Source organism: Rhizobium sp. AC44/96, assembly GCF_001692185.1.
Lineage (GTDB): Bacteria > Pseudomonadota > Alphaproteobacteria > Rhizobiales > Rhizobiaceae > Rhizobium.
Window position 1 is genome coordinate 452,171 of record NZ_LXKO01000025.1, and the last position, 25,439, is coordinate 477,609.

General features: G+C 60.9%; 22 protein-coding genes. 15 read left to right on the forward strand and 7 right to left on the reverse strand.

The window, feature by feature from the left end; translation table 11 throughout:
* Positions 1–148 precede the first annotated feature (148 nt).
* From A6U87_RS19560 to A6U87_RS19570, 3 genes are all read right to left on the reverse strand, one after another.
* Complete coding sequence (locus tag A6U87_RS19560; protein WP_065692935.1) at positions 149–3,541, reverse strand: acyl-[ACP]--phospholipid O-acyltransferase; 3,393 nt, start codon at positions 3,539–3,541, stop codon at positions 149–151.
* Between the two features lie 92 nt (positions 3,542–3,633).
* The gene (locus A6U87_RS19565; RefSeq protein ID WP_065692936.1) at positions 3,634–3,915 is read right to left on the reverse strand and encodes a YiaA/YiaB family inner membrane protein; all 282 of its coding nucleotides are present in this window, start codon (positions 3,913–3,915) and stop codon (positions 3,634–3,636) included.
* A 31-nt stretch (positions 3,916–3,946) separates the two neighbouring features.
* Positions 3,947–4,633 carry a PspA/IM30 family protein gene (locus tag A6U87_RS19570; protein ID WP_065692937.1) on the reverse strand — a complete coding sequence of 229 codons (687 nt, stop codon included), beginning with the start codon at positions 4,631–4,633 and terminating at the stop codon, positions 3,947–3,949.
* 111 nt (positions 4,634–4,744) lie between these two features.
* On the opposite strand from A6U87_RS19570, the gene A6U87_RS19575 reads away from it, so the two are divergent.
* Together A6U87_RS19575 and A6U87_RS19580 are read left to right on the forward strand one after the other, a co-directional pair.
* Entirely contained in the window at positions 4,745–5,356 is a 612-nt protein-coding gene (locus A6U87_RS19575) for a TetR/AcrR family transcriptional regulator (protein WP_065692938.1), read from the forward strand.
* Between the two features lie 203 nt (positions 5,357–5,559).
* The gene (locus A6U87_RS19580) at positions 5,560–6,717 is read left to right on the forward strand and encodes an HD domain-containing phosphohydrolase (protein ID WP_206744128.1); all 1,158 of its coding nucleotides are present in this window, start codon (positions 5,560–5,562) and stop codon (positions 6,715–6,717) included.
* 57 nt (positions 6,718–6,774) lie between these two features.
* Here the strand turns inward: A6U87_RS19580 and A6U87_RS19585 are convergent, their stop codons facing one another.
* Positions 6,775–7,734 carry a hydrogen peroxide-inducible genes activator gene (locus A6U87_RS19585; RefSeq protein WP_065692940.1) on the reverse strand — a complete coding sequence of 320 codons (960 nt, stop codon included), beginning with the start codon at positions 7,732–7,734 and terminating at the stop codon, positions 6,775–6,777.
* 161 nt (positions 7,735–7,895) lie between these two features.
* On the opposite strand from A6U87_RS19585, the gene katG reads away from it, so the two are divergent.
* Positions 7,896–10,070, forward strand: coding sequence for a catalase/peroxidase HPI (katG, locus tag A6U87_RS19590; RefSeq protein ID WP_065692941.1), 2,175 nt, complete (start codon positions 7,896–7,898; stop codon positions 10,068–10,070).
* A 189-nt stretch (positions 10,071–10,259) separates the two neighbouring features.
* Here katG and A6U87_RS30200 read toward each other — a convergent pair whose 3' ends face one another.
* The 3 genes from A6U87_RS30200 to A6U87_RS19600 all read right to left on the reverse strand — a co-directional run bounded on the left by A6U87_RS30200 (position 10,260) and on the right by A6U87_RS19600 (position 12,796).
* Positions 10,260–10,433 (reverse strand): hypothetical protein, encoded by a 174-nt coding sequence (locus A6U87_RS30200; protein WP_198928730.1) that lies wholly within the window; start codon positions 10,431–10,433, stop codon positions 10,260–10,262.
* Positions 10,434–10,631: 198 nt separating this feature from the next.
* A complete protein-coding gene (locus tag A6U87_RS19595; protein ID WP_065692942.1) occupies positions 10,632–11,693 on the reverse strand; it encodes an aldo/keto reductase in 1,062 nt (353 codons plus the stop codon).
* 17 nt (positions 11,694–11,710) lie between these two features.
* On the reverse strand, positions 11,711–12,796 hold the full coding sequence (locus A6U87_RS19600) for a LacI family DNA-binding transcriptional regulator (protein WP_065692943.1): 1,086 nt from the start codon (positions 12,794–12,796) through the stop codon (positions 11,711–11,713).
* 196 nt (positions 12,797–12,992) lie between these two features.
* Here A6U87_RS19600 and A6U87_RS19605 point away from each other — a divergent pair, with 196 nt between their 5' ends.
* From A6U87_RS19605 to A6U87_RS19660, 12 genes are all read left to right on the forward strand, one after another.
* Positions 12,993–14,015 carry an ABC transporter permease gene (locus tag A6U87_RS19605; RefSeq protein WP_065692944.1) on the forward strand — a complete coding sequence of 341 codons (1,023 nt, stop codon included), beginning with the start codon at positions 12,993–12,995 and terminating at the stop codon, positions 14,013–14,015.
* Between the two features lie 30 nt (positions 14,016–14,045).
* Positions 14,046–15,056 (forward strand): substrate-binding domain-containing protein, encoded by a 1,011-nt coding sequence (locus tag A6U87_RS19610; RefSeq protein ID WP_065692945.1) that lies wholly within the window; start codon positions 14,046–14,048, stop codon positions 15,054–15,056.
* A gap of 90 nt (positions 15,057–15,146) precedes the next feature.
* Positions 15,147–16,700 carry a sugar ABC transporter ATP-binding protein gene (locus A6U87_RS19615; RefSeq protein WP_244499537.1) on the forward strand — a complete coding sequence of 518 codons (1,554 nt, stop codon included), beginning with the start codon at positions 15,147–15,149 and terminating at the stop codon, positions 16,698–16,700.
* Positions 16,697–17,731 carry an ABC transporter permease gene (locus A6U87_RS19620; protein WP_065692947.1) on the forward strand — a complete coding sequence of 345 codons (1,035 nt, stop codon included), beginning with the start codon at positions 16,697–16,699 and terminating at the stop codon, positions 17,729–17,731. The genes A6U87_RS19615 and A6U87_RS19620 overlap by 4 nt, the downstream gene beginning before the upstream one ends.
* 22 nt (positions 17,732–17,753) lie before the next feature.
* Complete coding sequence (locus tag A6U87_RS19625; RefSeq protein ID WP_065692948.1) at positions 17,754–18,755, forward strand: dihydroxyacetone kinase subunit DhaK; 1,002 nt, start codon at positions 17,754–17,756, stop codon at positions 18,753–18,755.
* A gap of 4 nt (positions 18,756–18,759) precedes the next feature.
* Positions 18,760–19,407 carry a dihydroxyacetone kinase family protein gene (locus tag A6U87_RS19630; protein WP_065692949.1) on the forward strand — a complete coding sequence of 216 codons (648 nt, stop codon included), beginning with the start codon at positions 18,760–18,762 and terminating at the stop codon, positions 19,405–19,407.
* Between the two features lie 303 nt (positions 19,408–19,710).
* Positions 19,711–20,352 (forward strand): metallophosphoesterase family protein, encoded by a 642-nt coding sequence (locus A6U87_RS19635; RefSeq protein WP_065692950.1) that lies wholly within the window; start codon positions 19,711–19,713, stop codon positions 20,350–20,352.
* Positions 20,353–20,712: 360 nt separating this feature from the next.
* On the forward strand, positions 20,713–21,597 hold the full coding sequence (locus tag A6U87_RS19640; protein WP_065692951.1) for a dihydrodipicolinate synthase family protein: 885 nt from the start codon (positions 20,713–20,715) through the stop codon (positions 21,595–21,597).
* Between the two features lie 7 nt (positions 21,598–21,604).
* On the forward strand, positions 21,605–22,282 hold the full coding sequence (locus A6U87_RS19645) for a GntR family transcriptional regulator (RefSeq protein ID WP_198928731.1): 678 nt from the start codon (positions 21,605–21,607) through the stop codon (positions 22,280–22,282).
* A 55-nt stretch (positions 22,283–22,337) separates the two neighbouring features.
* A complete protein-coding gene (locus tag A6U87_RS19650; RefSeq protein ID WP_065692953.1) occupies positions 22,338–23,666 on the forward strand; it encodes an ABC transporter substrate-binding protein in 1,329 nt (442 codons plus the stop codon).
* On the forward strand, positions 23,666–24,607 hold the full coding sequence (locus tag A6U87_RS19655; RefSeq protein WP_065692954.1) for a carbohydrate ABC transporter permease: 942 nt from the start codon (positions 23,666–23,668) through the stop codon (positions 24,605–24,607). The genes A6U87_RS19650 and A6U87_RS19655 overlap by 1 nt, the downstream gene beginning before the upstream one ends.
* The gene (locus A6U87_RS19660; RefSeq protein ID WP_065692955.1) at positions 24,607–25,422 is read left to right on the forward strand and encodes a carbohydrate ABC transporter permease; all 816 of its coding nucleotides are present in this window, start codon (positions 24,607–24,609) and stop codon (positions 25,420–25,422) included. Before A6U87_RS19655 ends, A6U87_RS19660 begins: the two co-directional genes overlap by 1 nt.
* Positions 25,423–25,439: the final 17 nt, after the last annotated feature.

Below are 25,439 nucleotides of genomic sequence, written 5' to 3' on the forward strand. Positions count from 1 at the left end.
AGCGTCCGCCTGACAGTTCTCTTGGACGAAGTTGCTTTCCGACTTTCACGCATAAGCTTTCGCTCACTTGCTTGTAGCGGCGGAAGTCGGATCCTGAGGGAGACCCGACTTCCTGCTCGGTTGGCGTCACTTACGGTGGCACTTCACTTCATGCGACCTGCTGCTGCGACGCGCTTTCAGCCATTTTGCGCGCTGTGACAAAATCCACTTTCCCTGAACCGAGCACCGGCACCTTGCCGATGTTGACCTCGGCCGGCACCATCATGTCCATGGCGCCCTTCGACTTGGCGAAGGCAAGGAACTCGGCGCGGCTGGCGGTCGGCGCCTCGGTCAGGAGTACCAGCCGCTCGCCCTTCTTGGCATCGGGCACCGAGGAGACGACCGAAAGGGCGCCGGGCCAGAGCTCGCCGGCGAGCGCCTCTACGGCTGCAAGCGAGATCATTTCGCCGCCGATCTTGGCGAAGCGTTTCGCCCGGCCGCGGATCTTGACGAAGCCGTCCTCGTCGATCGTGACGATGTCTCCCGTGTCGTGCCAGCCGTCTGTGAGCGGTTCGATGACGCCTGGATTTTCCGCACGCAGGTAGCCTGCCATCACATTGGCGCCGCGCACGTGCAGCCGACCACCCTCATCGATGCCCGGCATCACTTCCAGCTTCCATTCCATGCCCGGCAGGATTTTCCCGACCGTGCCTGACCTGTTGTACATCGGCGTATTGATCGAGATGACAGGGGCTGTCTCGGTAACGCCGTAACCTTCGAGAATGCGCAGGCCGAACTTTTCCATATAGGTCTGGCGCGTCGAGGCTTTCACCGGCTCGGCGCCCGAGAAGATGTAGCGGATCGAGCGGAAGTCATAGGGATGCGCCGTCCTGCTGTAGCCGTTGAGGAAGGTGTCGGTACCGAAGATGATCGTGGCATTGGAGACATAGATCAGTTCAGGCACGATGCGGTAATGCAGCGGCGAGGGATAGAAATAGACTGGCACGCCCGAGATCAGCGGCAGGACTGTGCCCGCCGTCAGACCGAAGGAGTGGAAGACCGGCAGGATATTGAACACCTTGTCGCCGCTGTGAAAGTCGATGCGGGCGGCGGCTTGGGCAGCGTTCGACAGCACGTTGCGGTGGGTCAGTACCACGCCCTTCGGTGTGCCTTCCGAACCCGAGGTGAAGAGGATGACGGCCGGGTCGTCGGGTTGGCGTTTGACCAGCGGTCGCGCCTTCCTGAGATAGCCGACAATCTTGTCCTTGAGGGTGACCTCGGTTCTCAGGTCATCAAGCCAGACGATCGTCAGTTCCTTTTCCAGAACCTCGATGACGGGGCCAAGCTTTGCCTGGGTCACGAAAGCCCGCGAGGTCAGCACGTGCCTGACTTCTGCCGCCTTGCAGGCTGAGAGAATGTTGGCGGCACCGGCGGTGAAGTTCAGCATGGCCGGGACCTTGCCCGCCGTCATGACGCCGAGCAATGTGGCGGCCGCGCCATTGGCATTCGGCAGCATGACACCGAGGTTCCGTTCGGGGAACCGGGCACGGAATTTCGCCCCGAGCACGGCAGCGCCGGTCAGCAATTTTCCGTAGGTGAGCCGGCCGGTGACCGGATCTTCGACAGCGAGCTTCTTCATGCCAAATTCGTGGCCCGCCTGTATGACCCGGTCGAGAATCGTCGAGCAGGTATCCGCGGTGCGAAAGAGCAGGTTCGACATCACCTGGTAGAGGGCGGCGCCTGCGGCGACGCGACGCTTGCGGCCTTTGAGCTCCGGCGATACTTCGAGTTTCACCGGCTCCAGGATCGTGACCTTGACCTTGGGGAACAGTCGGCGGCGGATCTTGCCATCGCCGAGATAGGAGAGATAGCTCTTCTCCAGTCCGTCGATTTTGACCGGCACGACCATCGAACCGGTTTTATCGGCGACCATTGCAGCGCCGTCATAGACTTTCATCAGCGTGCCGGTCACTGTCAGGCGGCCTTCCGGGAAAATCCCGATCGGATTGCCTTCCTGCACCACCTTGATCAGCGAGCGGGTTGCCATCGGCTTTGTCGGGTCGAGGGGCAGGAACTTGCACATCTTCAGGAAGGGGCGCACCCACCAGGCTTGGGCGATCTTGTAATCGACGGCAAAGACCGGCTCCTCTTCGGTGATGGCAAGCGCCAACGCGCCGTCGAGCAGGCTGACGTGGTTCAAGGCAATGATCGGCGCCGCGCCGGCCTTCTTGATGTTCTCCAGTCCCTCGACTTCCAGCCGCATGAAGGCGCGGAACAGGATCGAAATGAAATCGCGGAACGCGTTCGTCGGCAGCGTCTTCAGCATCAGCCAGGCCACCGCGAAGTTGATAATGCCGAGGCCGATCAGGATCTGCGGAATGGAGGCGCCCAATGCCTGCAGAACGGTGACAAGGCCGAGGCCGACGGTAATAAAGAGTGCGGAGAGCACGTTGGCTGCGCCGATGACGCGGGCGCGGCGATCCTCATGTGCCCAGGTCTGAAGCGCCGCGAATGTCGGGACAGCGATGAAGGCGCCCGAGATTGCCATGCCGGCGAGATCGACGGCGACGCGGATGGTGTTCTGTCCAGCGAAGAATCCGGCAATCGTCGTGGCATGGCTTGTCGATTGCAGGCCCCAGAGGTTCCAGGCGAGGTCGAGGCTGAAGAGGCCGAGAAGCGCCGTGCCGACAGGCGCCGGCAAGAGCACGATGCGGCCCGACGACATCCAGGCGGCAATGCCCGAACCGACGGCAACGGCGATCGCAAAGACCGTGAGATAGGCCGGCACGACGAGCTCGGAGCCGCCAAGCAGTTCGGTGACCATGGTCGGCAGGATGGAGAGGGTGAAGGCCCCCACCAGCCAGAACCAGCAGTTCATCAGCGCAGACCGCCACAACCGCTTGTCCTGACGGATCTCCATGACGAGGTTATAGCTGGAGCGGATGACATTGCGGTCGATTGTCAGACCCGGTGCCTTGGAACCGGTCGGCGGGATCATTCGGCTGGCCAGCCAGCAGATCACCGAAAGCCCCATCATCATCGAGCCGAAGAGGACGACGTTGTCGCCGTTGGAAAAGGCAAGGGCTGCGACGATCGTGCCGCCGAGAATGGCGATGAAGGTGCCACCCTCGATCCAGGCGTTGGCCTTCGGCAGGTCACGACGCTCCAGATGGTCGGGCAGGATGCCGTATTTGATTGGCCCGAACAGAGCCGAGACGACGCCGAAGCCGAAGAGCGCGGCCATCAGCACGAAGATGGAAGAAAAGCCAAGGCCGACGACGGCAAGGGCGGCGACCGCGATCTCGCAGCGTTTCAGGAGTTCGGCGACCTTTGCCTTGTCGTGCTTGTCGGCGATCTCACCACCGATTGCCGAGAGCAGCAGGAAGGGCACGATGAGAATGACACCGGCAAGCGTCACAAGGGCAGCGCCTTCGCTTGCCGACATCTTGAACAGGATGAGAAATACCAGGGTATTCTTGAGGAAATTGTCGTTGAAGGCAGTCAGGAACTGTGTCCAGAACAGCGGCGCGAATTTCCTCGACGTCATCAGCTTGTGTTGCACGGCAGGACCCCCTTGTGATGGGTAGAGAAAGCCACAGAGTTGTTACGCAAAAGTTGAATGCGATAACAACCCTGCGCTGTAGTTAAGGACGATTAATCTTCACCGTTACGATTGAATTTGACCAGCAGCTTTTCGGTGCGGGCATCCTCGACCTTGCGGATCAGCTTTTCGGACTCGGCATTGTCGCGCAGGGTCTTGGTGATGTTCACCGTTGTCTGCACCAGCATCAGGATGCCCATGGCGAGGTAGCCCTTGCCCCACAGATCAAGCGGCATCAGGTAGAGGCCGAGCGTCAGCATGAAGGCGGCCGCGCCGAAGGAAATGTAGGAGAAGCTGACCCAGCTTGCGGAGTGTTTCTGGAAACTGTCGTTCATTGTCGTGAACCCTTGTGTGATCCTGTTGACGTCAAGCGGCGGGATTGATGCGGTTGCGCAGGCGTGCCAGCACGTCATCGGCGGAGGTGTGCAACGGCGCGCCGCAACCGGCATTGGCTAGCTTTTCGATGATTCCGGCAGGGCGCGTGGAGGTCTCCATGGCCTTGAGAGCCGAGGCCGTCATTTCATTCTGGCTCTGGCGGATGCGAAGTCGCGCAAGCGTCTGTTCGGCATCGTCGAGCGTGGCAAGGCCTACGTCCGCGCCGGCGACATCAAGCTTCTGTGCTTCTTCCGTGGCGCGGGCCAGGCGCTCGCCGCGCTGCAGTTCCTGCAGGCGCATTTCTGAAAGGCGGATAGTCCCCTTCAGTTTGTCGATTGCAGTCGTGAATTGCGCCTGAGCCTTTTCGGACTGGTCGCGTTCTGCCTCCAGATAGGCGATCGATTCAGCAGCCTCTCGAGCCAATGCCTCATTGCCCTTGGCCAGCGCAGCGCAGGCGCGGGCCTCAAGATCGTCTATGCGGGAGGCGATCGTAGCGTGCTGCGTCCGCTCCTGCTCATTCTGAGCCATGGCGATCGCGACGCTGCGACGGGCAGACTGGATCGATTGGGCGGCATCGCGGATCTGCTGGGCGAGCAGAGGCACGGCGTTGCGATCGGCAAAGGCCTGTTCGGCGTCATGCGCCCTGCCTCGCAGCAAGATGGAAATCAGTTTGAACATTTCCTTCCTCCGGTTTATGAACGTTGTTCACGAGTTGAGGTATGGCAGAATCGTGAACGATGTTCAAGAATAATTTTGAACATCGTTCAGGAAATCGAAGTGGAATGGTTAATGGCCGGTCGACGGGAAGAAAAACGCGAGGATCTGAAGGCGCGGCTGATCGAGGCGGCGCGCGACCGCATCGCGCGTGACGGTCTGGTCAATCTCAGGGCTCGTGACATCACGCAGGACGCAGGTTGCGCGCTTGGCGGGCTCTACACGGTCTTCTCGGACCTTGCCCAACTCGTCATCCACGTCAATTCCGCAACGCTGAAGGCGCTGGAGGCAAGGCTGACGCTCACGGAGGCGAGGGATCTCAGCCCGACGGACCGGCTGCGCAACCTCGCGCAGGGTTATCTGAGCTTTGCTGTCGAGCACCGCAATCTCTGGAAGGCGCTATTCGACCACTTTCCGCCCGACACCAGTCCGACGCCGCAGTGGCATCTCGACGAGCATCTCTTCCTGATGGATGTGATCGCCGAACCGTTGGCCGAGCTGCAGCCCGACATGTCCCCGGAGGACCGCGCCATCCGCGCCCGCACGCTATTCGGCGCCGTTCACGGTGTCATCAGCATCAGCTTGGAGGGCCGTTTCGTGGGACTACCGCCAGAGCGCCTTGCACTTGAGGTGGACGAACTGGTGTTGACCATCGCCGCCGGCGCTGCACAGCGGCGTGAGATGTAGGCAGGTGATGTGCGCCACCGTGTTCGAAGGAGGTGCGGAGGTGAAGAGTAAAATATTGCGACTTTGAGTAGATTATTTATACTTTCCGAACAAGTCTTGAGGATAATGTCGGTCAAAGCCCGATATTCTAATCATACCAACTGTTCCGGTTCGACATGGTCGCAATACCCATTAGTCAAACTCGCGAGGACTCCATGTTGGACATGGAGAATCTGATCCTCGACATCTCCATGGCACGGGGCCTGACGGATATCATGTCCGCTGTACGGCTGGCGGCAAGAAGACTTGTTGGCGCGGATGGCATTACTTTCGTGCTGCGTGAAGATGGGATCTGCCACTACGCTGACGAGGATGCCATTGGGCCGCTTTGGAAGGGCCAAAGATTTCCGCTGGAGCAATGCATTTCGGGATGGGCGATGCTCAATCGCCAAGCCGCGATCGTCGAAGACATCTATGCGGATGATCGAGTTCCGCATGCCGTGTACCGTCCAACCTTCGTGCGCAGCCTTGTCATGATGCCGGTGAGGGAAGAGGATCCCGTCGGCGCCATCGGAGCCTACTGGGCAAAGCAACACGTTCCGTGCTCGCAAAGCGTTCACGTACTTCGGCGCATCGCAAACAGCGCGGCCGTCGGCATGACCAATGTTGCCCTGATCAATTCACTGGCAGCTTCAAAGGAAGAGGCACTGCGTGCAAAGGATGCCATCATTCTGGCAATGGCATCGCTGGCCGAAACACGAGACAACGAAACCGGAAATCACATTCGGCGCACTCAGCATTACATCCGCGTTCTGGCAGAGGCGGCGAGTGTTCATCCGGCGTTCCGGTCGGAACTGAGCAACGCGGTTATCGAGCTTCTTTATAAGTCGGCGCCCCTCCACGATATCGGCAAGGTTGGCATCCCCGACCGCATTCTGCTCAAGCCTGGAAAGTTGAGCGCGGATGAATTCGCGATCATGAAAACTCATTCAGAACTGGGCATGTCGGCAATCGCCAACGCGCAGCAGCATCTTGGCGTGTCGAACAATTTCTTGAGCGTCGCTCAAGAGATCGCACTGACGCATCACGAGAAATGGGACGGCTCCGGCTACCCGCGCGGACTGAAGGGCAAAGACATTCCCCTGGCGGGACGCCTGATGGCAGTCGCGGACGTGTACGATGCCCTCGTCTCGGAAAGGGTCTACAAATCGGCCGTTCCCCATGAGGAGGCCGTCGCGATTATCCTCGGCGAAAAGGGAAAGCACTTCGATCCGGATCTCGTCGACGTCTTCGAAACGGTTGCTCTGCGCTTCAAGGCGATTCATCGAGAGTTTATGGACGTGCGAAACGCAATTGAAGGAAGTTCGGCGATCGCGTCCTAGCGTCGTCTTGAAGACGTTTTCTGCCCCGTTGTCGTCTTTGTATGAGCCGGCAGCATTCTAACCCGCAATAGAAAATTGAGACGCCGCCGCCCCGCTGACACCGGGGAGGTCCTCAAGCTCGCACTTCTTGCGGGTGCCGGCGTCACGGACAATTTCGGCGATGGGACCGAACTGCGATACCAAGGGATTGGTCTTGCGCCAGATCATGCCGATCGTGCGGAAGGGGCGGGGCTCCAGCAGGCGGAACACGCTGACATCGGCCGAGCGCGTCTCCGTACGCACCGCCATCTGCGGCAGCAGCGTGACGCCGATGCCGGCACCTACCATCTGCACCAGCGTGGTGAGCGAGCTTCCCTCCATGAGTTCGCGCGGCGGCGCGGCGGCGATGTTGCAGAAGGAGAGCGCCTGCTCGCGGAAACAGTGGCCCTCCTCCAGCAGGAGTAGGCGCATCTCCTGTAGCATTTCCGAACTCGGCACGGGCTTTCCCGCGTCCTCGAGCGGCCGCACCAGAACAAACTCCTCGTTGAACAGGGGAACTTCCTCGAGCGTCGGCTCGGAAACGGGGAGGGCGACGATCGCCGCATCAAGCCTCGCCTCGTGCAGGTCCTCGATCAGCCGCTGGGTCACCGCCTCGCGCGGTCGTGGGTCTAGCCCGGGATAGCGCTGCGTCAGCGTCTTGATCACGTCGGGCAGCAGATAGGGAGCAATCGTCGGGATAACGCCGATGCGAAGCCGGCCCGCAAGCGACACCTGGGTGGCGCGTGCTAGTTCGGCGAGATCATCGACCGAGCGAAGGATGGCGCGGACGCGTTCGGCAAACTCCTCGCCGAGGCTTGTCAAGCGTATCTGCCGTCCGCCTCGTTCCACGAGCGGAGCGCCGATCAGTTCCTCGAGTTCTCGGATTTGCACGGACAGCGCCGGCTGGGAAATCGCACAGGATTCAGCGGCGCGGCCGAAATGCCCCAACCGCGCCAGAGCCTCGAAATAACGCAGGTGCTTCATGGATAGGCCAATCATAATCTAAACTTATCAGGCCATTCAGAATATACAATTGGAATTTATCGTCCGAGTTGCTTATTGCCTATCTCGGGACTTGGACCCGACAGCTGGTTCAGCGACCCGCGCAAAATATTTGGCACGCGACGTCAACCCCAGTTCGAATTTTAGGGAGAGTTAACGTGGACACGAAAACACAATCGGCCGGCAAGTGTCCGGTCATGCACGGCGGCAATACGGCCCTCGGCAAATCTGTCACGCAATGGTGGCCGAACGCGCTGAACCTGGACATCCTTAGTCAGCACGACACAAAGACCAATCCGCTCGGCAAGAATTTCAATTATCGCGAGGAGCTGAAGAAGCTCGACGTCGAGGCCCTGAAGGCCGATCTGCGCGCGCTCATGACAGACAGCCAGGAGTGGTGGCCGGCCGACTGGGGCAGCTATGTCGGCATGTTCGCCCGCGTCACCTGGCACGCGGCCGGTTCCTATCGCGCGGCAGACGGCCGAGGTGGCGCCAACACCGGCAACCAGCGTTTTGCCCCGCTGAACTCGTGGCCGGATAACGTCAACACCGACAAGGGCCGCCGCCTGCTGTGGCCGATCAAGAAGAAGTACGGTAACCGGGTTTCCTGGGCCGATCTGATCGCGCTTGCAGGTACAATCGCCTACGACGTCGCCGGCTTGAAGACCTTCGGTTTCGGCTTCGGCCGCGAAGACATCTGGCATCCTGAGAAGGACGTCTATTGGGGTGACGAGCAGGAATGGCTTGCGCCGAGCGACGGTCGCTATGGCGACGTTGCCAAGCCCGCTACTCTTTCGAACCCGCTCGCGGCTGTCCAGATGGGTCTGATCTACGTCAACCCTGAAGGCGTCAACGGCAAGTCCGATCCGCTTGCCACTGCGGCGCAGATGCGCGAAACCTTTGCCCGCATGGGAATGGACGACGAGGAAACCGTGGCACTCACCGCCGGCGGCCACACCATCGGCAAGACCCACGGTAATGGCAATCCTGCCGACCTCAGCGCCGATCCTGAAGCGGCAGGTCCGGAATTCCAGGGCCTCGGTTGGATGAACACCAAGGGGCGCGGCATCGGCCGGAATACCGTCGTTTCCGGCCTTGAAGGTGCCTGGACGACCGAGCCGACCAAGTGGGACAACGGCTTCTTCGAAATGCTGTTCAAGCACGAATGGCATCTGGTCAAAAGCCCGGCAGGCGCCACCCAGTGGGAGCCGATCTCGATCGCCGACGCCGACAAGCCTGTCGACGTCGAAGATCCGAGCATCCGCCTGAACCCGATGATGACGGACGCCGACATGGCGCTCCGGGTCGATCCGATCTACCGCGAGATCTCGCTGCGTTTCCGCGATGACTTTGCAGCATTCTCGGATGCCTTCGCTCGCGCGTGGTTCAAGCTGACCCACCGCGACATGGGCCCGAAGGCTCGCTACGTCGGCCCGGATGTTCCGGCGGAAGACCTGATCTGGCAGGACCCGATCCCGGCAGGCAGCACGAGCTATGACGTCTCGGCCGTCAAGGCGAAGATCGCGGCTTCCGGTCTCTCGGTCTCCGACCTCGTCAGCACGGCATGGGACAGCGCCCGCACCTTCCGCGGTTCGGACAACCGCGGCGGGGCCAATGGTGCCCGCATCCGTCTCGCGCCGCAGAAGGATTGGGCCGGTAACGAGCCTGAACGCCTTGCCCGCGTTCTCGCCGTGCTGGAGCCGATCGCTGCCGCCAGCGGCGCTTCGGTTGCTGACGTCATCGTGCTTGCCGGCAACTACGGCGTCGAACAGGCCGCCAAGGCTGCCGGCTTCGACATCCAGGTGCCGTTCGCAGCTGGCCGAGGCGACGCCATTGCCGAGCAGACCGACGGTGACAGCTTCGCGCCGCTCGAGCCGCTCGCAGACGGTTTCCGCAACTGGCAGAAGGAAGACTATCTCGTCAGCGCCGAGGAACTGCTCCTCGATCGCGCCCAGCTTCTGCGCCTGACGGCGCCGGAGATGACGGCTCTCGTCGGCGGCCTGCGCGTCATCGGCACCAACCATGGCGGCACCAGCCACGGTGTCTTCACGTCCAAGGTTGGAGCCCTGACCACGGACTTCTTCGTCACCCTGACCGACATGGCCTATTCCTGGGTCCCGACCGGCCGGAACTCGTACGAGATCCGCGATCGCAAGACGGGCGCTGCCCGCTTTACCGCAACCCGCGCCGACCTCGTCTTTGGTTCCAACTCCGTGTTGCGCGCCTATGCGGAAGTCTATGCCCAGGACGACAGCAAGGAGAAGTTCGTGCAGGATTTCGTCGCCGCCTGGACAAAGGTAATGAACGCCGACCGCTTCGACCTGGTCGCCTAACGGCGAAACGGCCTGCCGCTGGCATCGCAAAAAAAGACCCTCCCGTGTGCTGGCCGCACACGGGAGTTTTTTATTTGCGCGGCTGATGCTGGGTGGCCGGAGGCAAAGTCGCATCGGAAAACTGGCCTTTCAGGCTATGGCGTTGCGCCTGGCGGGAGCCGGCCCCGTTGCTTGACTCTCGAACCGCCCTCAGGTTCGCGGGTTTGGCTTGGTGGTGCCCTTGTCTTTGTCCGGCACCACTCTGTGAGCGGGATCTCTCCCCCCGCGCTCGCGTTCATGCGCCTCGGGGCCGGCGACGATCACACCATTCTGGTCCTCGTCGACATGCTCCTTCGCCCGGCGATCTGTAACGTCTTTGGCCATTGTTCCAATCTCCTTTCGCGGCTGATGCCACGTTAATGACTGGAAACGGGCCTGGTTCCATCGCGTGGCGACTAGAGCCAGAATCGAACAGGTGGATCCTTCGCTAGCCATCCATCGATGTCTAGCCTCGGGCGGTGAGGCGGGGCTTTTCGGTGCCGGCCGCGATAGGGCAGGTACTTGTCGCGCCAGACCATGCGCTCACATCATGCCAAGATCAGCGTAGTTGGCATGTAGTGCATCGTCGCCGGCGTTGAAGCGTGCGCTCGCAAAATTGTGCTGATGCCAATAGGGATAAATGCAGGGCGCGCGACTGACTGCGTTCAGCGTATTCAGCTCCTCGTCGGTCAGCTTGAGATCAACGGCCGCGATATTGTCGCGGAACTGGTCTTCGCTGAGGCCGCCGACCACGAGGCTTGCAATGGCCGGGCGTGAGAGGGTCCAGGCCAGCGAGACCTGCGCCACCGTTACACCGCGCGCCTTGGCGATAACCTCAAGCGCGTCGACGATCGTCCAGAGGCGCTTCTTGTCCCGAATCGGCGGCTCGCTCCAACCGGCGCCTTGGCGGGACTCTGCGGGCGCCCTATCGCGGCCGAAAGCGCCGGAGAGGAGGCCGGCGGCAAGCGGGCTCCAGACCATGACACCGAGGCCTTGGTCGACGGAAATCGGCAGCAATTCGTATTCGGCTTCGCGCGCTTCCAGCGTGTAGTGGATCTGCTGCGTGACAAAACGGGGCAGGTTCCTAGCGTCGGCGACGCCTAGAGCCTTCATGATGTGCCAGCCGGAATAGTTGGAGCAGCCGACATAGCGGATCTTGCCCTGTTCGCGCAGCGTTGAGAGTGCAGCCAGCGTTTCTTCGATCGGCGTCAGACCATCCCATTCGTGCATGAAGTAGATGTCGATATGGTCGGTTCTCAGCCGCTTGAGGCTCAACTCGCACTCCCGGATCAGATGGTAACGCGATGTGCCTTCATCGTTCGGTCCGTCGCCGATGCGCATGCGAGCCTTGGACGAGATCAGCACTTTCTCGCGCTTCGCCCCGAGCGCCTCGCCGAGGATTTCTTCAGAGCGGCCGAGCGAATACATGTTGGCGGTGTCGAAGAGATTGACGCCACCGTCGATACAGCAATCGATCAGGCGGCGTGCTTCGGCAACGCCCTGATTGGCGACCCGGGAAAAGGCACCGACCCCGCCGAAGGAGAAGGTTCCCATGGCGATGGCCGAAACCTTGAGGCCCGAACGGCCGAGTGTCCTGTATTCCATCGTCTTTCCTGGCGGTGTTATTGCGCGGGCTGTTTCGTCTTGCGCATCGGGCGGTCCTGGGGAGCCTTCGGTGCGCCATGCTCATGGCTGGCGCGCAGGATGAGCTCGGCGCCAACCAGGATCTTGACCGGCGGCTGTGGCTCGGCGGCGGCAATCAGGTCGTCCAACACGGTGACGGCCAGGTTGCCGATCTTGCGCTTCGACACGTCGATAGTCGTCAGTCCCGGCTCCATGGTGGCGCTCTGCGGCAGATTGTCGAAGCCGATGATGGAAACATCCTGCGGGATTGAAACGCCATGTTCACGAAGCGCGCGGATGAAGCCGTAGGCAATGATGTCGTTCGTGCAGAAGTAGCATTCCGCGAGCTCGAGCCCAGTCGAAAGCAGCGCACGCGTATCGAGATAAGCGCCGTTGTACGTTGATTCCACCGAGAGGATATCGGCCTCGTTCACCGGCAGGTTGAGCCGCGCCATGTTCTTGAAGAATGCCTCGCGGCGCAGGCGGAAGTTGGTCGTGTCGACATGGGAGGCAACGAAGCCGATGCGCTGGAAACCCTGCATGCGGAAACGCGACAGCGCCTTGTAGACGGCGTCTTCATTGTTCATGTCAACGAAATTCGCCTCCAGCACCTCATAGAACGTATCGATGAAGACGGTCGGCAGGCCGAGGCCCTGGATCAGCCTGATATCGGCTTCCGTCAGTTCCGTGCCAAGCGCGATAACGCCTGAGATCGGTGCGCCGGCCAGCGATTCCGCCACCGTGCTGATCGGCTGGCCCTCGAAACTCACCACCTCAAGCGTGTAGTTGCGCCGAGTCGCCTCGGCTGACATGCCATCGATATAGTCGGAGACAAAGACGCTGTGGTCGCGGTTGACCGTGTGACCGTGCTTGGCGATCTTCAGGAAGCGCAGCGTCTCGCCCGGGTCCGCGCTGCTTCGCGTTGCCCGTGGCACGTAGTTGAGGCTTGCCACTGCCTCAAGCACCCGTGCGCGGGTTACGCCGGAAATTTCTCCCTTGCCGTTCAGCACGAGTGAAACCGTCGCGGGCGATACGCCCGCCGCCTCGGCGATGTCCCTGATAGTCAGTTTTCCCGGTTTCTTCATGCGGAGACAGACTGCCCTTCATGCTGCAACTGCGAACGAGTTTACTAAACGATTTAAACGAAATTTTCCGAGACCTAAGCCAATTTGGCATGGTTCGCAACCGATATGGCGCAAAAACGGGGCTTGTCAGCGCAAATTTCCTTTGCTAGCGTTTAGTGAAGCTATAGTTTGTTTAGTAAACAAATGGGAGGAGATCATGCAGAAAACCGGCGGACAGCTGGCGATGCTGCTTGTCATAAACGGTCTGTTGCTTGTGGCGGGCGCCCTGATTTCAGGCGGCTCGTTCCTTTCGGTTTTCAATCTCCAATCCATGGCGAGCCAAGTGCCGGAAATCGGTCTTCTGGCCATCGGCGTCATGCTGGCCATGTGCGCCGGCAATGGCGGTATCGATCTGTCGGGGATTGCGCTCGCCAACCTGTCAGGCGTGCTTTCCGCAGTCATCGTCTCATCTTTCGTGTCGGTGTCGGAGAGCGGTACGGCCTTCAGCCTCCTGTTCATCGCGGGCACACTTTTCGTCGGCCTTGCCGGCGGGGTCATCAACGGCCTTCTCATCTCGCGCCTGAACATCACGCCCATCCTGTGCACGCTCGGAACGCAGATGGCCTTCATGGGGCTCGCGGTCGTGGTGTCGGGCGGAAAGGCCGTCACGGTCGGCAGCCCGGCGCTCCTTTCCAGCATCGGCAACGACATGATTGCCGCGGTGCCGATCAGCTTCCTCGTCTTTGTGCTGGTTGCCGGCGTCGTCGCGGCGCTTCTGAAGTTCACACCATATGGTCTGTGGTTGATGCTGATGGGAACAAACCCCAAGGCTGCCGTCTATGCGGGCTTTCCGAAGAACCGTGTGATCATCGGCACTTACGCGATCTCCGGCATACTGTCGGGTCTCGTCGGCATCATCATCGCGGCCCGCAACGTCAACGTGAAGTTCGACTATGGCAGCTCCTACCTGCTGATCGCCATCCTCATTGCCGTGATGGCCGGCGTTAAGCCCGAGGGCGGCTACGGACGCGTCGTCTGCGTCGTGCTCAGCGCCATCGCCCTGCAGCTCATGTCGAGCCTGCTCAATTTCGGCGGTCTTTCCAATTTCGTGCGCGACTTCGCCTGGGGCCTGCTCTTGCTCACGTTCCTGGCCGTCGGCCGCTACGACATCGCTGGCTTCCTGTCCCCAGGTCGCGGCAAGAAAACCCCTTCGGTGCCTGTCCCTCAAGCATCGAAGTAGAAACAGGAGGGAATATTCGTGGAGGAAACTATGAAGTCGTTTTCGAAGAAGCTTTTGGCTGGAACCACCGTTGCAGCCGTCGCGCTTGCCGGTTCGATCGGTGTGCTGTCCGCACAGGACAAGCCCGTCATCGCCACTGTGGTCAAGATCAGCGGTATTCCATGGTTCGACCGCATGAACACAGGCGTCGTCGCCTATCAGGAAGCCAATCCCGATGTCGTCGCCACCCAGAGCGGCCCGGCAACGGCGGACTCGGCCCAGCAGCTGCAGATTGTCAACGATCTCGTCGCCAAGGGCGTCAACGCACTTGCTGTTGTCCCGATGGACCCGGCGGTTCTGGAAGGCACCTTCCAACGCGCCATGGACCGCGGCATCGTTGTCGTGACGCATGAAGCCGATAACCAGACCAACACCAATGCCGACGTCGAAGCCTTCGACAATGCCGACTACGGTGCAGCGCTGAATGAGCGCCTCGCCGAATGCATGGGCAAGGAAGGCAAGTGGACGACCTTCGTCGGTTCGCTCGGCAGCCGCACGCATATGCAGTGGGTCGGTGCAGGCGAAGCGAATGCCAAGAAGTATGCTGGCATGGAACTCGTCGATCCGAACAACGAATCCTTCGACGATGCCAACGGTACCTATGAGAAGGCCAAGGAAATCCTGCGCAAGCATCCTGATCTCAAGGGCTTCCAGACCTCGGCTGGCAACGACGTCCTCGGCGTCGGCCGCGCTATCGACGAAGCGGGTCTGAGCGGCAAAGTGTGCCTGGTTGGTACCGGCCTGCCGAACCCATCCGCCGACCTTCTCGAATCCGGTGCGATCACCGCAATCGGCTTCTGGGATCCGCAGAAGGCCGGCATGGCAATGAACGCCGTCGCCAAGCTGCTGCTGGAGAAGAAGGAAGTCACGGACGGCATGGACCTCGGCGTCGAAGGCTACAACAAGGTCTCCGTCAAGCAGGGTCCCGGCAAGGGTCTGCTGATCCTCGGCAACGGCATGGTCCTGGCCGACAAGGCGACCTACAAGGAACACCTGTTCTAATTCGGCAAACCGTCAGCCGGCCGGGGGATTCGCCTCCCGGCCGGAACCGTCCGGCGTGGCAACACGCCGGTCAGCATGAGGACAATTTCCGTGGCGGCACAAGCACACACCGCGCAGCGTTCGGCAGCGCTCCTTGAACTCAAAAATATTCAGAAATGGTTTGGCGGCGTCCATGCCTTGCGCGGCATCGACCTGACGCTGCAGCCCGGCGAAGCCTACCATCTCCTCGGTGAGAACGGTTGCGGCAAGAGCACCGTAATCAAGATCATGTCGGGCGCGCACGCGCCAACCTCGGGAGACATCATCCTCGATGGCGAGACCTTTTCGTCGCTAACGCCGATCCAATCGCTCGCTGCCGGCATCGAGACCGTCTACCAAGACCTGTCACTGCTGCCCAACCTCACGGTTGCTGAAAACGTCGCGCTGAACGAGCAGCTGGTCAATGCCAACGGCCGCCTGGCACGCCTCTTCGACCGGAAGCGGCTAAGGCAGACGGCTGAGCGGGCGCTTGCCGCTGCCGGCCTGCCGACTGACCGCGCCTTCCTCAACACTGTCGTGTCCGACCTGCCACTCGCGTCGCGTCAGCTCGTTGCCATCGCACGTGCGATTGCGACCCGCGCCAAGCTCGTCATCATGGATGAACCGACAACTTCTCTGACCCGCCGCGAGGTGGACAACCTCATTCGCGTCGTCGAGAGACTGCGTTCCGAGAACGTCGCCGTGCTTTTTGTCACGCACAAGCTCGACGAATGCTACCGCATCGGCGGGCACGCGGTTGTCTTCCGTGATGGCCAGTGTGTTGCCCAAGGACCCATCGCCAATTACACCAAGAAGGAACTGGCCGAATTGATGACCGGCCGATCCATCGACGCCCAGCGCTACCGCACCGGCAAGCCAGCCGATGCCGACCTCCTCAAGGTCGATCGCCTTGTCGCCGACGGTGTGCGGGACATGAGCTTTTCCATCAGGAAGGGCGAAATCCTCGGCATCACCGGCTTGGCCGATTCCGGCCGCAACGAACTCGCCATGGCGCTCACCGGCGTTGCCCCCGCGACAAGCGGCGTCGTTACCCTCGAGGGCAAGACCGTTTCCGTGCGTTCGCCTGCGGAGGCGATTGAACGCGGCATCGGTTATGTGCCGGAGGACCGGCTCGCCGAAGGATTGTTCCTTGGTAAGTCGATCTTCGAAAACGAGATCGCGCTGATCGTCTCGCGCCTTGCCAATGCGCTCGGTGTCGTCGACCGGGAGGAAGGGCGCACGATCGCCGCCCGGCTCTCCGAGGAAATGCGGCTCAACACGAAGAACCTGGACCTGCCGGTCGGAGCACTTTCGGGCGGTAACCAGCAGCGCGTGCTTATCGGCCGGTGGCTGAGCATCGCCCCGAAGCTCCTCGTTTTGCACGGACCGACGGTCGGTGTCGATGTCGGCTCCAAGGATACGATCTACCGCGTCATCCAGGCGCTCGCCGAATCCGGCATGGGCCTCATCATCGTCAGCGACGATCTGCCCGAACTGCTGCAGAACGCTGACCGCATCCTCGTCATGAACGGCGGCCAGGTGGTCGCGGAGATGGATGCGGAGCAGGCAACCGAAGACCAGCTCTACAAGGCCATGCTGGTGACTACGACGGAGACTATGCGATGAGCGCTTCACGAACCGATGAACTCCACGGCGCTGCCAATCCGTCCCGCTCCTTCAGCTTCGGTGCGCTCGTGCATCGTCGCCCGGAGACGATTACCTTCCTTCTCCTGATAGCGATCGTTGTCGGCGTTACCATCGCCAACCCGGCCTTCCTGCAGCCTTCGACGCTCATCGATATCGGCCGTGCCAGCGTGGTCATGGGGCTGTTCGCGCTTGGCGTCTTCATCATCCTCGCGGCTGGCGGCATCGATGTCTCCTTCACGGCGATCGCGGCCTTCACCATGTACTCGATGACGGTGCTGGTGCAGCACTATCTGCCGGGTCTGCCCATCATCGTCGTCATCCTGATGGCGACACTCGGCGGCGCGGTCCTTGGCATCATCAATGGCCTGCTCGTTCATCACCTAAAGGTGCCGTCGCTGATCGTCACCATCGGCACACAGTATCTCTTCCGCGGCTTCTTGCTCTCCTTCATCGGCACGGTCTGGATCATGACGTTGCCGCCGCAGATGGGCGCTTTCGGTCGCATGCCGCTCCTCCAGTTTGAATCTGCCAACGGCGCGCTGATCACGCTGCCATTCTACTTCCTCGTCTTGCCCGTCGCGGCTCTGGTCACCTGGTGGATCCTCAATCGTACCCTGATGGGGCGCGCGATCTTCGCCGTCGGCGGCAACGCCGACATTGCAAGCCGCCTTGGCTACAGTCTGCGGACGGTGCACGTCTTCCTGTTCGGCTATGCAGGCGCGCTCGCGGGCCTTGCCGGCATCATCCATGTCTGTGCCAACCGGCAGGCCAACCCCTTCGATCTCGTTGGCACCGAGATCAACGTCATCGCCGCTGTCGTGCTCGGCGGGGCCCGTATTACCGGCGGCACCGGCACGGTTCTCGGCACCCTTCTCGGTGTGTTGCTGATCGTCGTGCTCAACAGCGTGCTCGTCATGGTTGGCATTCCCAGCACCTGGCAACGGCTCGTCGTCGGAAGCTTCATCCTGCTGGCCGCCGCCTTCTTCGTCACGCGCCAGCGTAAGAAATAACCCCCACTCCCGGAGGAAACCCGTGAAAAAGTTCCTGAACGACCCCGTCAACTTCGTCGACGAGATGCTCGAAGGCATCTACAAGGCCCATCCCGCCGTCACCCATACGGCTGGCGATCTGCGCTGCCTCGTCACATCCAAGATCAAGGCCGGCAAGGTCGGTATCGCTACCGGCGGCGGCTCCGGCCACCTGCCGACCTTCCTCGGCTTCGTCGGCGACGGAATGCTGGATGGTGCCGCAGTCGGCGGCGTCTTCCAGTCGCCCAGCGCCGAGCAGATGTACCAGGTGACGAAGCACATCGATCAGGGTGCAGGCGTGCTCTACATCTATGGCAACTATACCGGCGACCTCATCAACTTCGACATGGCGGCCGAACTCGCCGATCTCGACGGCATCGCCGTCAAGCAGGTGGTTGGCAACGACGACGTTGCATCGTCGGTCGTCGGCGAAGAACACAAGCGCCGCGGCGTCGCAGGCATCTTCTTCATCTACAAGGCTGCGGGCGCTGCTGCTGCCGAAGGTCTTTCGCTGGACGAGGTCACGCGTCTTGCCGACAAGGCTCGCCTGCGCACCCGCACCATGGGTGTGGCACTCTCGAGCTGCGTCGTTCCTGAGATCGGCCATGCCACCTTCTCCATCGGCGAGGACGAGATGGAAATCGGCATGGGTATCCATGGCGAGAACGGTATCAGCCGAAAGAAGCTGGCGCCGGCCGATGTTGTCGTCGACGAGATGATGGAGCGCATCTTCGCCGAAACCGACTACAAGTCTGGCGACAACGTTGCCGTGCTGATGAACGGCCTCGGCGGCACGCCGCTGGAAGAGCTCTACATCCTCTTCCGTCGCGTCTCCCAGCTTCTGGAAGCACGCGGCGTCACGGCGAAATACGTCTGGGTCGGCGAATTCGCGACCTCGATGGAGATGGCCGGCGCATCGATCTCGATCCTGCATCTCGACGAAGAGCTGGATCGGCTGGTCGCAGCCCCGGCAAACACACCATTCTTCCAGTACGTCGCAGGGTGATGCCATGACGCTTCAGACACTGAACGCCGCGAACTTCATCGACCTCTTCAAGAGCTGGAAGGAGCTTTTTGCCGAGCAGCGCGAGTTCCTCATCGCGCTCGATGGCAAGGTGGGTGACAGCGACCTTGGGATCACCATGAGCAAGTCCTTCGCCGCCGCTGCGGAGGCACTGGAAGCCGAAGGCGAGGCAGCGGGCATTTCCAAACTGCTGCGCACGGCCGGGGCGACCATGGCGCGCACGGCGCCGTCCACCATGGGTACCTTGACAGCAACCGGGTTCCTGCGCGCGAGCAAGGCGGTTGAAGGCAAGGAAACGCTTGATACGACCGACCTAGTTGCCTTCTGGCGAGCATTCCGTGACGGCGTTGCCGAGCGCGGCAAGGCCAAGGTCGGCGACAAGACCCTGCTCGACGTACTGGATCCGATCGCCACGACACTGGAAGCGCAGGCTGCCGCAAATGCATCGCTTTCAGATGCATTGAGCGTCACAGCGAAAGCGGCTGAACAGGCATTGGAAGCCACAAAATCCATGTTGGCGCAGCACGGCAAGGCAGCCGCCTTCCAGGAAAAGACCGTCGGTCTGCAGGACGCCGGCGCCACAGTCGGATCCTTCCTGATCCGTCGCATGGCCGACTTCGCGGCAAGCCGCTAGAACGCGGCAGTCTGGTTTTCGGGGGGAGACACCATCGCTCAGCCGATCCTTATGCTGCCGGTGTCCGTATGGGCATCGGCACATCCGGCTGATCGAGTGCGTCAGGTACATCCCGACCTTCGGTCACTTTTAGCTCTTCGTCAGGTTCACTGGTCTGGCTCCTCTTTGGCTTGGCTTCTAGAGTGATCGGCGAGGCGACGGCTCATGTTCGTCGCAGGCGCGCCGAACTCCCCAAGGTGCCCTATCTTCCACCTTCATCCGTTCAATGATGCAGTGAGCGGTTGGGAAGCTAGGAGATGCGCTATGAGCTATACCTTTGCGATCGGAGATATCCACGGCTGCATAAGCCCGCTCAGGCGCATGTTGACACATATCGATGCCTACGCATCGGGCGGCACGGTCGTTTTTCTCGGTGACTATGTCGATCGCGGCCCGGATAGCAAAGCGGTCCTCGATACGCTCACGGTAGAAGCGCCCGCCGGCTGGCGCTGGATCTCGCTCAAGGGCAACCACGAGGATATGATGGTCGGCGCTCATGATGGCTGTCATGACGAGAGTTGGTGGCTTGAAAATGGAGGCCTCAAGACTTTGGCGTCCTACGGGCATGAGATCCTGCCCTCGCATCTTCAATGGGCCGCAGCATTACCGTTGTTCCACCAGGACCAGTACCGTCTCTTCGTACACGCGGGGGTCAAGGAAGGGGCGTTCTTCGAAGATCAGACAGCCGAAGATCTCATGTGGACGCGCTTCCCGGGCGGTTACTCCAGCGAATACTGGGGCAAGCATCTCGTGCACGGCCACACGCCTTCGCTCGAGAACCCGCAGACGACCGGCAATCGAACAAACCTCGACAGTGCCTGCGTCTTCGGCGGCCGATTGTCATGCGCGGTGTTCGACGACAACATCCCTGGCGGACCGATCGAGTTTATCCAGGTCGCAGCGTGAGCGCTTCGCGAGCCGATATTTGCGCCCCTTTTTTAAGCAATGGGCCAGCTTTTGCCGAAGGCATGAGGCAAATCGAAACCTGGCGCGCGCTGGCATGATCGGCTGGCGTTCGCGAGCAGCCGCAGACCTTGCAACGTCTAGCGAGCATCGCTCGCGGCGATGCCAAGTCTTTGTTCGTTGCCGAAGTTGTGAGCACGCGCGGTTTCGACGGTTGCTTGCCCCCCTTATTGATATCGACTGGCGGACTGGAACAGCCGGCCCTGCGACGGTCGCCAGATCTTCACCTGTTATTCTGTAATCAGCTCTTTACAACTGACATGTTAGCTGGTTACGATTGGCATGTTAAATGGGAGGAATGATGTGACTGAGAAATTCGGGCTTTCTGCCGCTTTGGCCACGCCGTTTGATGGCGACGGCGATATCGCGATCGATGCCATGATCGCGCAGGCCCGGCGTTGCCTGGCAGCCGGATGCTCGAGCGTGACGCTCTTTGGGACAACTGGTGAGGGTTCGTCCATCGGAACGCAGGAGCGGGAGCGCGTTCTTGCCGCTTTCCTCGCGGCTGGGATCGCCCCAGGCAAGATCGTTGTCGGCGTCCTCGTCGATGCTGCTGAAGATGCGGCGGCTCAGGCCGGCCATGCGCTCTCCAAGGGAGTCCGCAACATTCTCCTGGCTCCGCCCTCCTATTTCAAGAACGTCAGCGACGATGGCCTCTTCCGCTGGTTTTCCGCCGTATTCGCCATCCTGGGCGACAAGGCTGCTGACGTCATCGTCTACAATATCCCTTCTGTAACCATGGTGCCGCTGACAGTGTCGTTGATCGGGCGGCTGCGTGCCGCGTTTCCGCGTGTCGTCGTCGGTGTCAAGGATTCGTCCGGTGACTGGCCCTTTACCGAAAGCCTGCTCAAGGCGCATGGCGATCTGGTCATCCTGATCGGAGACGAACGCCATCTGGCAAAGGGTGTTCGGCTTGGTGGGCAGGGCGCAATCTCCGGCATGGCCAACTTCGTGCCCGACGAGGTCAAGCTCATGGCAGAAGAGGGCAGGGACGATTCCCGTATCGAAGATTTCGTGGCCGAGCTTCTCAAATATCCTGTGACAGCTGCGGTCAAGGCGATGGTGGCGCGTCTGACGGATGATGAAATGTGGCTTGCGGTTCGTCCGCCGCTTGTTTCAATATCCGAGGAAGGGCAAAGCCAACTCGCCCTTGCTTTCGATTCTCTTTTCCGGTCGAAGGCTGCATAGGCGAGGCATGTTTTTGGGGGAGGCGATGGACGGAACGGACGAGCAGCCGACACTGCGGGAAAAGGCGTATGAGAGCTTCACGCGTCACCTCCTCGCGCGTGACGTGCGCCCCGGCCAATTCGTGTCACAGCGCCGCCTGGTGGAGTTGACGGGCCTCACGCTCGGCGCCATCCGCGAACTCATCCCCCGGCTTGAGGCCGAGGGATTGATCAAGACCGTGCCGCAGCGCGGACTGCAGATCGCCCATATTGATCTCAACCTCATTCGTGAGGCGTTCCAGCTTCGTGTTTTTCTGGAGAAGGAAGCAGTGGCGCTCTTCACCCGCTCGGCATCGGACGAAACGATCGCGAAGCTCTTGAAGCAGCATCAGAATATCGCTGACGCCATTCGAAATGGCGATGCGTCTCATGAGCTCGAGGTGCGAGCCCAGGCGGTTGACTGGGGCATGCACGATGCCTTCATCGATGCGCTTGGAAATACCATCATATCGAACGCCTACCGCGTGAACTCGATCAAGATGCGGCTGATCAGCCAGGAGCGCTTTCGCATCGACGGTCGGGTCGGGCCCGTGATGGGCGAGCACCTGAAGGTGCTGGAGGCGATCGAGCGACGATCGGTGGAAGACGCCGTCAACAGCCTTGTGGCGCACATCAACCACGCAAGGGACCGTGCGCTCAGGATTTAGCAGGACATAACCAGCCGGAGGTGAGGAGATCGCCGGCACAAGGAGGAGGACAAACATGACATCATTCTTGAATCCGACGCGACGCGGCTTTCTCGCGGGCACCGCGGCGCTCGGTGCGGGCAGTCTGCTCAGCGTGCGCTCCGCATCGGCGGCAGTCGACTGGAAGCGCTATGCCGGCACCACGCTCGAGGTCAATCTCGTCAAGAGCCCGCGCAGCGAGACGCTGATCAAGTACCTGTCCGAGTTCGAGGAACTGACTGGCATCAAGGTCAATGCCGAAGCAACCCCTGAACAGCAGCAACGCCAGAAGACCACGATCGAGCTCAGCTCCGGCAAGCCGAGCTTCGACGTCGTTCACATGAGCTATCACGTTCAGAAACGCCAGTTCGAAAAGGGCGGCTGGCTTGCCGATATCAGCGGCTTCGTCAAGGATCCTTCGCTCACGGACGCGTCGCTTGTGGAACGCGATTTTGCCGAGGCCGGCATGGCCTTTGCCAAGGATCAGGATGGTGTGCTGCGGTCGCTTCCCTTCTCGGTCGATTACTGGATCATCTACTGGAACAAGGCGCTCTTCGAAAAGAAGGGCCTTTCCTACCCGACAACCTTTGACGAGCTGGCGAGTGCAGCCGAAGCCCTGACCGATCCGTCCACCAACACCTACGGCTTCGTTGCCCGCGGTCTGAAGAACGCCAATACGCCGGTGTGGACGACGCTGATGCTCGGCTATGGTTCGAGCCCGCTCGGGCCTGATGGCAAATTGCGCACGACGTCCGATGAAGCGGTCGAGGCCGCAAAGCTCTATCAGAAGCTGATGACGAAGACGGCGCCTCCCGGTGTCTCCGGCTTCAACTGGGCGGAAGCGCAGTCTGCCTTCCTGCAGGGGAAGATCGGCATGTGGCTCGATGGCGTCGGCTTTGCACCACCGATCGAAAACCCGGAGAAATCCCGCGTCGTCGGCCAGGTCGGTTACGGCATCATGCCCAAGGGTCCGAAGGCGCAGGCCGCTGCCACGACGGGTGATGGTCTCGGCGTCGTCGCTGCCAGCCAGAAGAAGGAAGCCGCCTATCTCTTCTGCCAATGGGCGATCTCGCACGACATGGGCGCCCGTCTGCTGCAGGCCGGCGCCGGCGTTCCGTTCCGTCAGTCCATCCTCGAGGATGCGAAGGTTCGCGAAGGCGTCAAGATGCCCGGCGCATGGCTCGATGCAGTTGTCGGCTCGGCCAAGGTCTCGCAACTTACCCTGCCGGTCATCATCCCGGTGACGGAGTTCCGTGACATCTACGGCGTCGGTCTGACCAACATGATCGGCGGGGCCGATCCCACGGACGAACTGAAGACGGCAACGGCTCAGTTCGAACCCGTTCTTGCGAGAAGCGAGGGATAATGGCCTCGGTGAGCATCGAAACGGCCGCAGTGGCCAGGGCCGCACCAAAGAAGGGGAGCAAGCCGGGCCGGTTTGCCCCCAACTACTGGCCCTTTGTCGTCCCGGCGCTGATCGTCATTGCAGCCGTTATCGTTTTTCCGTGGGTGTTTACCCTGTGGATGAGCGTGAACAGCTGGACGCTTGGCCAGGCGCAGGTCTTTGCCGGGATGGACAATTATGTCCGTCTCGCCGGCGACATGCGCTTCTGGGAATCTCTGTGGCATACGGTGGTCTACACGTCGCTGTCCGTGCTGGCGCCGCTGGTCCTGGGGACGCTGGCTGCGCTGATCTTCGATGCGCAATTTCCGCTGCGTGGATTTCTGCGCGGTATCTTCGTAATGCCGATGATGGCGACCCCGGTCGCCATCGCACTCGTCTGGACCATGATGTTCCATCCGCAGCTCGGCGTTTTGAATTACCTGCTCTCCTTCATCGGCATCGGGCCGCAGGAGTGGATCTATAACCAGAGCAGCGTCATTCCCTCGCTCGTCATGGTCGAAACCTGGCAATGGACGCCACTTGTCATGCTGATCGTGCTGGGTGGGCTGGCCGCGGTTCCGCGTGAGCCGTATGAGAGCGCAGCAATCGATGGCGCCAATGTCTGGCAGAAGTTCCGCTATCTGACGCTTCCGATGATCGCGCCTTTCCTGATGACCGCCGTCATCATCCGCAGCATCGACGCGGTGAAGAGCTTCGACATCATCTACGCGATGACCCAGGGCGGGCCCGGCACGGCGTCCGAGACCATCAACATCTACCTCTACAACACCGCTTTCTCCTACTACGACATCGGCTATGGCTCGGCCATGGCGGTGGTCTTCTTCATTCTCATCGTGCTCTTGTCCTTCGTCCTGCTGATGGTACGGGCCCGCGCGAACTGGTCGGACGGGGAGGCGCGCTGATGAAACGCAAGACGCTCGATCGCATCGGACTGCTGTTCGCCGCCCTGGTGATGATCTCGCCGGTCATCCTGTTCTTCCTCTGGATGATCTCGCTGTCGCTGAAATACGAGATCGACAACGGCGCCTATCCGCCAATCTTCATTCCTGAACGCTTCGCCTGGTCGAACTACCTCAAGGTCTTCGAGGAAAACAACTTCTTCCTCTACCTCTGGAATTCAGTGCTGGTTACGGGCGGCGCGACGCTTCTGGCCCTTCTGATCGGCGTGCCCGCCGGCTATGGCATCGCGCGACTGAAGGCGGAAAAATCGGCGATGGTAATCATGATCTCCCGCATGACGCCCGGCCTTTCCTTCCTCATCCCGCTCTTCCTGCTGTTCCAGTGGCTGAACCTGCTCGGCACGCTCCTGCCGCAGATCATCATCCATCTCGTCGTCACCGTGCCGATCGTCGTCTGGATCATGATCGCCTATTTCGAAACGACGCCGCTGGAGTTGGAGGAGGCCGCGAGTATCGACGGCGCTTCACCATGGCAGGTCTTCCGGCTCGTCGCCCTGCCGATTGCAAGACCAGGCATAGTTGTCGCCTTCATCCTGTCGGTCATCTTTTCCTGGAACAACTTCGTCTTCGGCATCGTGCTGGCCAGCCGCGAGACGCGAACGCTCCCGGTTGCGGTCTACAACATGCTGTCTTTCGAGCAGGTTAGCTGGGGACCGCTTGCGGCAGCCGCCTTGATCGTCACGCTGCCTGTGCTGATACTGACGGTGTTTGCGCAACGACAGATCGTGGCCGGCCTCACGGCTGGTGCTGTCAAGTGACCAGTTGAGAGGCCGAT

What these genes read in the sequence shown, in the direction of transcription:
- A6U87_RS19565 (WP_065692936.1), bottom strand. Translation starts at nt 3,915, where the DNA reads ATGAACGACAGTTTCCAGAAACACTCCGCAAGCTGGGTCAGCTTCTCC.
- A6U87_RS19570 (WP_065692937.1), bottom strand. Translation starts at nt 4,633, where the DNA reads ATGTTCAAACTGATTTCCATCTTGCTGCGAGGCAGGGCGCATGACGCC.
- A6U87_RS19575 (WP_065692938.1), top strand. Translation starts at nt 4,745, where the DNA reads ATGGCCGGTCGACGGGAAGAAAAACGCGAGGATCTGAAGGCGCGGCTG.
- A6U87_RS19580 (WP_206744128.1), top strand. Translation starts at nt 5,560, where the DNA reads ATGGAGAATCTGATCCTCGACATCTCCATGGCACGGGGCCTGACGGAT.
- A6U87_RS19585 (WP_065692940.1), bottom strand. Translation starts at nt 7,734, where the DNA reads ATGATTGGCCTATCCATGAAGCACCTGCGTTATTTCGAGGCTCTGGCG.
- A6U87_RS30200 (WP_198928730.1), bottom strand. Translation starts at nt 10,433, where the DNA reads ATGGCCAAAGACGTTACAGATCGCCGGGCGAAGGAGCATGTCGACGAG.
- A6U87_RS19595 (WP_065692942.1), bottom strand. Translation starts at nt 11,693, where the DNA reads ATGGAATACAGGACACTCGGCCGTTCGGGCCTCAAGGTTTCGGCCATC.
- A6U87_RS19600 (WP_065692943.1), bottom strand. Translation starts at nt 12,796, where the DNA reads ATGAAGAAACCGGGAAAACTGACTATCAGGGACATCGCCGAGGCGGCG.
- A6U87_RS19605 (WP_065692944.1), top strand. Translation starts at nt 12,993, where the DNA reads ATGCAGAAAACCGGCGGACAGCTGGCGATGCTGCTTGTCATAAACGGT.
- A6U87_RS19610 (WP_065692945.1), top strand. Translation starts at nt 14,046, where the DNA reads ATGAAGTCGTTTTCGAAGAAGCTTTTGGCTGGAACCACCGTTGCAGCC.
- A6U87_RS19620 (WP_065692947.1), top strand. Translation starts at nt 16,697, where the DNA reads ATGAGCGCTTCACGAACCGATGAACTCCACGGCGCTGCCAATCCGTCC.
- A6U87_RS19630 (WP_065692949.1), top strand. Translation starts at nt 18,760, where the DNA reads ATGACGCTTCAGACACTGAACGCCGCGAACTTCATCGACCTCTTCAAG.
- A6U87_RS19635 (WP_065692950.1), top strand. Translation starts at nt 19,711, where the DNA reads ATGAGCTATACCTTTGCGATCGGAGATATCCACGGCTGCATAAGCCCG.
- A6U87_RS19645 (WP_198928731.1), top strand. Translation starts at nt 21,605, where the DNA reads ATGTTTTTGGGGGAGGCGATGGACGGAACGGACGAGCAGCCGACACTG.
- A6U87_RS19650 (WP_065692953.1), top strand. Translation starts at nt 22,338, where the DNA reads ATGACATCATTCTTGAATCCGACGCGACGCGGCTTTCTCGCGGGCACC.
- A6U87_RS19655 (WP_065692954.1), top strand. Translation starts at nt 23,666, where the DNA reads ATGGCCTCGGTGAGCATCGAAACGGCCGCAGTGGCCAGGGCCGCACCA.
- A6U87_RS19660 (WP_065692955.1), top strand. Translation starts at nt 24,607, where the DNA reads ATGAAACGCAAGACGCTCGATCGCATCGGACTGCTGTTCGCCGCCCTG.